At 55.7% G+C, this 6,787-nt stretch carries 7 protein-coding genes; 4 read left to right on the forward strand and 3 right to left on the reverse strand.

The genetic code is table 11. The annotated features are described in order from the left end of the window. Positions 1-65: 65 nt before the first annotated feature. The 3 genes from IQ241_RS24580 (at position 66) to IQ241_RS24590 (ending at position 2,858) form a co-directional block, all read left to right on the forward strand. Positions 66-785 carry a GntR family transcriptional regulator gene (locus tag IQ241_RS24580; RefSeq protein WP_193912354.1) on the forward strand — a complete coding sequence of 240 codons (720 nt, stop codon included), beginning with the start codon at positions 66-68 and terminating at the stop codon, positions 783-785. Between the two features lie 234 nt (positions 786-1,019). Then, on the forward strand, positions 1,020-2,417 hold the full coding sequence (locus tag IQ241_RS24585; RefSeq protein WP_193912356.1) for an ammonium transporter: 1,398 nt from the start codon (positions 1,020-1,022) through the stop codon (positions 2,415-2,417). 9 nt (positions 2,418-2,426) lie between these two features. Further along, entirely contained in the window at positions 2,427-2,858 is a 432-nt protein-coding gene (locus IQ241_RS24590; RefSeq protein ID WP_193912358.1) for a hypothetical protein, read from the forward strand. A gap of 73 nt (positions 2,859-2,931) precedes the next feature. Here the strand turns inward: IQ241_RS24590 and metG are convergent, their stop codons facing one another. After that, the gene (gene metG / locus IQ241_RS24595; RefSeq protein ID WP_193912360.1) at positions 2,932-4,608 is read right to left on the reverse strand and encodes a methionine--tRNA ligase; all 1,677 of its coding nucleotides are present in this window, start codon (positions 4,606-4,608) and stop codon (positions 2,932-2,934) included. A gap of 84 nt (positions 4,609-4,692) precedes the next feature. Here metG and IQ241_RS24600 point away from each other — a divergent pair, with 84 nt between their 5' ends. Continuing rightward, entirely contained in the window at positions 4,693-4,911 is a 219-nt protein-coding gene (locus IQ241_RS24600) for a hypothetical protein (RefSeq protein WP_228022075.1), read from the forward strand. A 262-nt stretch (positions 4,912-5,173) separates the two neighbouring features. Here IQ241_RS24600 and IQ241_RS24605 read toward each other — a convergent pair whose 3' ends face one another. Together IQ241_RS24605 and IQ241_RS24610 are read right to left on the reverse strand one after the other, a co-directional pair. Beyond that, positions 5,174-5,890, reverse strand: coding sequence for a sulfotransferase family protein (locus tag IQ241_RS24605; RefSeq protein ID WP_193912364.1), 717 nt, complete (start codon positions 5,888-5,890; stop codon positions 5,174-5,176). Between the two features lie 43 nt (positions 5,891-5,933). Next, on the reverse strand, positions 5,934-6,752 hold the full coding sequence (locus tag IQ241_RS24610; RefSeq protein ID WP_193912366.1) for a phosphodiesterase: 819 nt from the start codon (positions 6,750-6,752) through the stop codon (positions 5,934-5,936). Positions 6,753-6,787: the final 35 nt, after the last annotated feature.

Genomic DNA, 6,787 nt, shown 5'->3' on the forward strand with positions numbered 1-6,787 from the left:
TCCCTCTTCCCTCTTCCCCCTTCCCTCTTCCCTCTTCCCTCTTCCCTCTTCCCTCTTCCCTCTCAATGCCCCCACCCCTCCACCAGCTCATCTCTGAAAAGCTGCGCCAGCAAATCCTGGAGGGCGAATTTCAGCCCGGGGCACAGCTGCCCAGCGAGCATCAGCTAATCGAACAGTTTCAGGTAAGTCGAATTACAATCCGGCGGGCGATCTCTAACCTGAACCAGCAGGGGCTGGTGATTTCGCGCCGAGGCCGGGGCGTCTTTGTAAAAGAACGGCAGAAGGTGACCTATTCTCTATCGAGCCCGATAGTCTTTTTTGACCAGGATATGGCCCGACAGGGTTTCAGCAGCTCAATTCAGAATCTAACCTTCGAGCTGGTTCTAGCCTCTGCCGACACCTGCCGCAAACTGGAACTGCTGCCGCCGGCCGAAGTCTTTCTCCAAAAGAAGCTGCTTTTACTAGACCAGGTGCCCGCAGCCGTTGACGTCACCTATCTGCTGCCGAAGTTTGGCAAAACCTACGGCGACCAGCTGAAGTCGCAGATGACCTTTCCCACCCTGGAACAAAACGGAATTGTGGTTGAGCATATCTCCGCTACGCTGGAATGCACCCGAGCCGATTATGAAGCCAGCCAGCATCTCAACGTACCCCTGGGTGAGCCGCTGCTGGTTTACTGCTATACCGCCTACACTCAAGGTCATCAGCCGATTCTCTACGGTCGGGCAGTCTCCCGGGGCGACCGGCTCTGCTACTCGGTTGAAATTATGAAGAATGCGCTGTGAATGCGAACATTCATGGTTTAGTAGCGATTAATACAGCTCCCTTTTTGCGTTCGCTGCAAACTCTTGATATAACAACCGAACTAACCATTTAAGCGGCTTCAGAGAGCTGGTAGGCATTGCATAGCAGTGTTTTCAGCAATCAGCTAGCCTTCCTTAAAGACCTGCCAGATGCTTTGTGAATGGGCCAGGTTATTGTAGCTCGGATATCTGTGCAACTTAATTTAGGAGAGAGCTATGTCTCCTGACGAACAGGCGTTTCTCGCTACCTTTGTTTCGGAGTCCTACTATTATTGGGCTTCGGTCTTTATGATCATTATCCACGTCGGTTTCTTGGCCTACGAAGGCGGAGCATCCCGGGCCAAGAACGTGCTGGCGACAATGGTGAAAAATCTGCTCACCCTAGCCATTGTCGGCCTGACATTCTACTTTTTTGGCTGGTGGGTATACAATGCCTTTCCGCTGTTTCCCCTCCAGGGCGGCATCGTGGGTCCTTGGACCGATCCCAGTGCTGAAGGCGTTGTCGGTGAGGTGCTGGGGCTGGTGCAGGCCTCCTACCCTTGGTCTCCAGCCATGGGGCCGAATGTGGCCGACAATCTCACCGGAGTTTTCTGGTTTGCCTTCGCGCTGTTTGCGATGACGACGGCGTCGATTCTCTCCGGGGCTGTGATCGAGCGTATTCGGGTCGGGGCCTACGCGGTTTTAGCCGTGATTTTGGGTTCCTTCACCTGGGTTGTGGCCGCGGCTTGGGGCTGGAGCCCCTACGGCTGGTTCCTAACCCAGTTTGGATATCATGACTTTGGCTGTTCGGCGGTGGTGCATGGGGTATCCGGCTTCTTTGCCCTGGGCGTGCTGATCAATCTGGGGCCGCGGGTGGGCAAGTTCGACGAGCAGGGTAAGCCCCGGGCCATTTTGCCGCACAACCTGCCGCTGACCATGGTGGGCCTGATGCTGATCTTTGTCGGCTTCTATGCGTTTCTGGCAGGCTGCGTGATCTTCGTACCGGGACAGACCGTCGAAACGACGATTTACGGCACGCCCATGACCCTAGCCTCAGTTGGTGTCAACACGACGCTGGCCTTGGCAGCGGGGATTATCGGAGCCTATATCGGCTCCAAGGCTGACCCGTTCTTTACTATCTCGGGCGGCCTAGCGGGAATTATCTCCGTCGGTGCAGGTCTGGACCTCTACCATCCGGCGATTGTCATCCTGATTGCGTTTATTGGGGCCTATACCATGCCCTTTGTTGGCAACTTCATTGAAAAAATGGGGATTGACGATGCGGTCGGTGCCTTTGCTGTCCATGGCTATTGCGGCCTGCTGGGAGCGATGGCAGTAGGGGTGATGGCGGCAGGCTATCCTCAAGGCGATGGCATTCCGCTGACGGGTTTTGTCGGCCAGCTGGTCGGTACTTTTGTCTGCACGGTGCTGCTAGGCTTTATTCCCGGCTACGGCAGCAGCTTTGTCTTGAAGAAGCTAAATCTGCTCAGGGTACCCCCGGCTGAAGAGGCTGAAGGACTTGACCTGGGTGACTTTGGCATCGAGGCCTATCCAGAGTACTCGATTCTGTCTGACCGTAACGGGGCATCGCCGCTGCCCACCGTGCCTTCGACCACCGACCCGGTTACCCAATAAGGAGACGCCATGGCTATCAGTCCATTTTCAACCCTAGACGAGTTCAACAACGCGGCAGAAGGGCCGACCGAGGGCGCGATCTATACCTTTGCTCAGAGCCCGGCGATTATTGGTATTGCCATCATTGTCAGCGCATTGGTCTTCTGCTGGTTCATCTACACAACCTTCACGATCAATCGCAACAATACTGATGAAGCCGGCGGCCCGGTACATTACAGCGTGGTGATTCTAGCCGGACTGCTCTCCCTGGCTGGCGGACTTTACGCTTCGCAGAGTCAGCCGCAGCGGGAAGCAAGATCGCAGCCCACTACCGCGCCTCAGCCGAAGCAAACGCCGCTGGCGCTGTTCGGCCTGACGGGTCTTTCAGCCCTGCCCACCTATCGGCAATTCCGCCGAGCGCAGCGGCGCAGCCGTCTCCGGCGCAAGTGGCGGATTCGATAAAACGCATCCCAATTAGACAGATTCCAATGGGTGTTCAGCGGCTAAACTTTTCCGGGTTGGCCGCTTTTTTTTGCTAGTCTCCCCCATACTGGGCCTTTAGCTCGGCAACGCGGTCATTGTCTAGCTTTTGAAAGAGCGGCGGCGGCACGGCAAAGGGGCGACCGGCCTGGAGCAGCGTTAGATCGGTGGCGGCGGCGAGGGGACTGTGGCGCTCGGCCTCGGTTAGCTGGAGGGCATCGAAGAGCTGCTCGGCGGTGGCGGGGATGAAGGGGGCGCTCGCGATCGCGTACAGCCGAATCAGATTCACACAGGTGCGAATCACCACCGCCGCTTCGGCCTTGTCCTGCTTGTACAGGCTCCAGGGGGCGCGCACGTCGATGTACTGATTGCCCGTCGTCCACAGCGCGTTCAGCGCCTCGGTCGCCTTGCGAAACTCCATCTGGTGCAGATGCCGAAGCAGGGTTGCGACCTGGGTTTCGCAGGTGGCCTGGAGCTGAGCTTCGGCCTCGCCTGGGGTGCCGCCTTCAGGAAGCTCAGTACCAAAGCGCGAGGCAGTAAACTTGAGAATGCGGTTGATGAAGTTGCCGAAGTTATCGGCCAGCTCTTTGTTCACCTTGGTCTGGAACTGTTCCCAGGTAAAGGCGGAGTCAGAGGACTCCGGGGCCGAAGCCATCAGCATGTAGCGCCAGTAGTCCGGCGGGGCAATCTCCAATGCCTGGTCAAGGAAGACGCCGCGCTTGGAACTGGTCGAAAATTTGCCGCCGTAGTAGTTCAGCCAGTTGAAGCCCTTGATGTAGTCGGCCATCTTCCAGGGTTCGCGGGTGCCTAGGATGGTGGCGGGCCACATGATGGTGTGGAAGGGCAGGTTGTCTTTGGCCATAAACTGGGTGTAGCGCAGGTCGTCGGCGCTGTACCACCAGCTTTTCCAGTCTTTGCCCTCGGCTTCGCCCCAGGCTTTGGTCGCCGAGACATAGCCAATTGGCGCGTCAAACCAGACGTAGAATACCTTATCTTCAAAACCTTCACGCGGCACGGGCACGCCCCAGCTCAGGTCGCGGGTGATGCCCCGGCTCTGTAGCCCTTCGTTCAGCCACTTCATGGCGATCGACCGGGTTAGGTTCGGCCAGTTGGTCTGCTGCTCTACCCAGGCTCGGACTTCGTCGCTCAGCTTGTCGAGCAGCAAAAACAGATGGCGGCTGGTGCGTACTTCTACGTCGGTGCTGCCGGAGACGGCTGAGCGTGGATTAATCAGGTCGGTGGGGTTGAGGACAGAGGTGCAGTTCTCACACTGGTCGCCTCGGGCTTTCTCATAGCCGCAGACGGGACAGGTGCCCTCGACGTAGCGATCGGGCAAAAAGCGCTGGTCGGTAATGGAATAAATCTGGCTGATTTCGCGCTCTTCGATGAAGCCTTGTTCGTCTAGGCTTTGATAAAAATGTTGGGTCAGCTCTCGCTGCTCGGGCGAGGAAGTGCGGCCAAAATGGTCAAACGAGAGCCCAAACCGCTGATAGACCTTTGACTGACGCTCATACTGGCGCTTGCAGAAGGCCGCCACATCCAGCCCTTCTTCCAGCGCCGCAATTTCCGCTGGCGTCCCATGCTCGTCCGTCCCGCAGATAAATAGGACTTCTTCGCCCTCCTGCCGCAGAAACCGGGCATAGACATCTGCTGGCAGCATCGAGCCTACCAGGTTTCCCAAATGCTTGATGCCGTTGATATAGGGAAGGGCGCTGGTAATCAGATATCGCATGAAGGCTAGGAATGTGCAGTGGATAACATGGCTGTGAAAGGCGCTCGCCTTTCACCCATCATTTTATACAAACATCAGGGGTAAATGAAGAAATTTATAGATAGTGATGCGACTAGTCTGCGGCAGCTAATGGGTGAACTTTGGAAAGCAATCGACACCCTTGCAGGTACAGAATCGACAAGCGCTATAGAGGAGATAGTTGAGAAGATTAGGCAGTTTGTCATGGCAGGATGTGACATAAACGATGAAAATTCTCTATTTGCGGCTATTGGCCATACTGGAAATCAAGATATCGCTCTTTAATGACTCTAGACAGAGTAAAAAGGGATAGGAGGGTCTCGTGTTAATCGGACAGCAGCCCCCGAGAACAGATTCATTAACGCTATAAGATGCTCGAAGCCAGTCTCCCAATTCACTGCACACTTTCAAACATTTGGCCATCGCACTCAAACTCAATCCAGAGCTGGTTTGCGTATAGCATCGCTAGAACCCCGCTACCGCATAGAAGCATCAGTGAGGTCCCGCATGAATTTCGATGATGGCCAACGAAGAAACGATCGTGCTTTTACTCAAACTGATAGCCGAATAGCTGAATATCGGTTTGGTAAATTTGGGCAACTTTAGCTTGGATGGCTGGGCTGTAGTAGTCCTGGTAGGGCTGGCGTTTGGCAGAGGTATTTTTTCGCGAGATCGCGTCCCCTTTAACCCCAATCATCTTGCATACCTGGTTGAGATCGGCCTCAAAGGTTTCCAGCCGACCGATGTAGTTGACGTGATTCAGGTCGATCAGCCGCGACTGGAGCTGGAGGTGGCGATCGCAGTTTTCGATATCCAACCCGGCGACATAGTCCACAAAGTTTTCAAACTGGCGCATTTTTTCGCGATCGCCCTCCTTAAACCGATACATATTGTGCTTGACTACCTTATCCAGCCAGCAGGAAACCAGCCGATCCCACGGGTTTCGCACAAACGCAAACTTAAAATAGTCAGCATACAGCTTAGGCGGATAGTAGACCTGACTGACATCCTGCACCTCAAGCGAAATGTTGCTTTGCTTTAGGTGATTGAGAATGGTTCTTGTGCCCACCTTGGCGACCCGAAACCAGATGAACCTGCGGCTGTGGGACAGCGTCAGATTGTAGCGACGGGGCGCGGGCAGGAAAGGAATATGATTTACCTTTTCATAGACCTTCTGCGCCCTGCGGCTGGTCTTATCCAGACATTTGACCTGGCCGGGCACCGTCTTCATCAGTCGATGTTTGATCTGTTTATGCTGAGCCATAAAAAGCTGAGATAGGGTAGGCGCTAATTGAATGGGCTCAATATTACGACGCCACCGCGAACGGATAGGGTCCCGCATAGGAGCCGACATACTGAGTATGGGAGATTAGCCCGGTGTCATCGTGCCACAGATGCAGATGGTAAGCGGGCGGCTCCATCCGAAACTGGCCCTCGGCTTCGGGCCGCAGGTCTAAATCTACCTGATGCACCAGGCTAGGCACCGTATAGGCGATTGTCCCCGCCCAGCGCTTGAGAATGGGGCGATGCAGGTGGCCGCAGCCCACCCGCTCCACGCAGGGATACCGGGAGATAATTTCGGCAAAGCGATCGCGCCCCTTCAACCCAATCGCATCCATCGACGTAATCTGTGTTGTAAACGGCGGGTGGTGCATAAACACCAGCGTTGGCCGCCTGGGAGCCGCCGCTAGCTGCGCCGCCAGCCATGCCAAACGAGACTCATCTAGCTCCCCGCCGCCTTCGCCGGGCACCACCGTATCCAGCATAATCAGCCGCATCGGATAGTCATCTATGACATATTGCAGATATTCGCCCCCGTCAGCTCCCTCATTGGGCAGATAGCTCTGGTCCGCAAACACCCGCCGCAGATTCTGCCGCTGGTCATGATTCCCCGGCAGCAGATACACCGGCATCTCCAGCCGACCCAACAGCATCTTCAGCTGCTCATATTCCGCCACCTCCCCCCAATGCACCAGATCCCCCGTCGCCACCACCAAATCCGGCTGGGGACTGAGCTGATTGATATCCGCGATCGCCGCCGCCACCAGCCCATTCGTATCCACCACACCATAGGCCAGCTTCCCTTCAGCTAGCACATGCAAATCAGAAATATGAGCCAATAACATTTTTCCAACCCTACCCATCAGCTAAACCCTAACTA

Source organism: Vasconcelosia minhoensis LEGE 07310 (assembly GCF_015207255.1).
In the GTDB taxonomy this organism is placed as follows: Bacteria; Cyanobacteriota; Cyanobacteriia; order Phormidesmidales; family Phormidesmidaceae; genus Vasconcelosia; species Vasconcelosia minhoensis.

Excerpts from the sequence above, each read along its gene's own strand:
- IQ241_RS24590 (WP_193912358.1), top strand. The coding sequence starts at position 2,427 with ATGGCTATCAGTCCATTTTCAACCCTAGACGAGTTCAACAACGCGGCA.
- IQ241_RS24605 (WP_193912364.1), bottom strand. The coding sequence starts at position 5,890 with ATGGCTCAGCATAAACAGATCAAACATCGACTGATGAAGACGGTGCCC.
- metG (WP_193912360.1), bottom strand. The coding sequence starts at position 4,608 with ATGCGATATCTGATTACCAGCGCCCTTCCCTATATCAACGGCATCAAG.
- IQ241_RS24600 (WP_228022075.1), top strand. The coding sequence starts at position 4,693 with ATGAAGAAATTTATAGATAGTGATGCGACTAGTCTGCGGCAGCTAATG.
- IQ241_RS24580 (WP_193912354.1), top strand. The coding sequence starts at position 66 with ATGCCCCCACCCCTCCACCAGCTCATCTCTGAAAAGCTGCGCCAGCAA.
- IQ241_RS24610 (WP_193912366.1), bottom strand. The coding sequence starts at position 6,752 with ATGTTATTGGCTCATATTTCTGATTTGCATGTGCTAGCTGAAGGGAAG.
- IQ241_RS24585 (WP_193912356.1), top strand. The coding sequence starts at position 1,020 with ATGTCTCCTGACGAACAGGCGTTTCTCGCTACCTTTGTTTCGGAGTCC.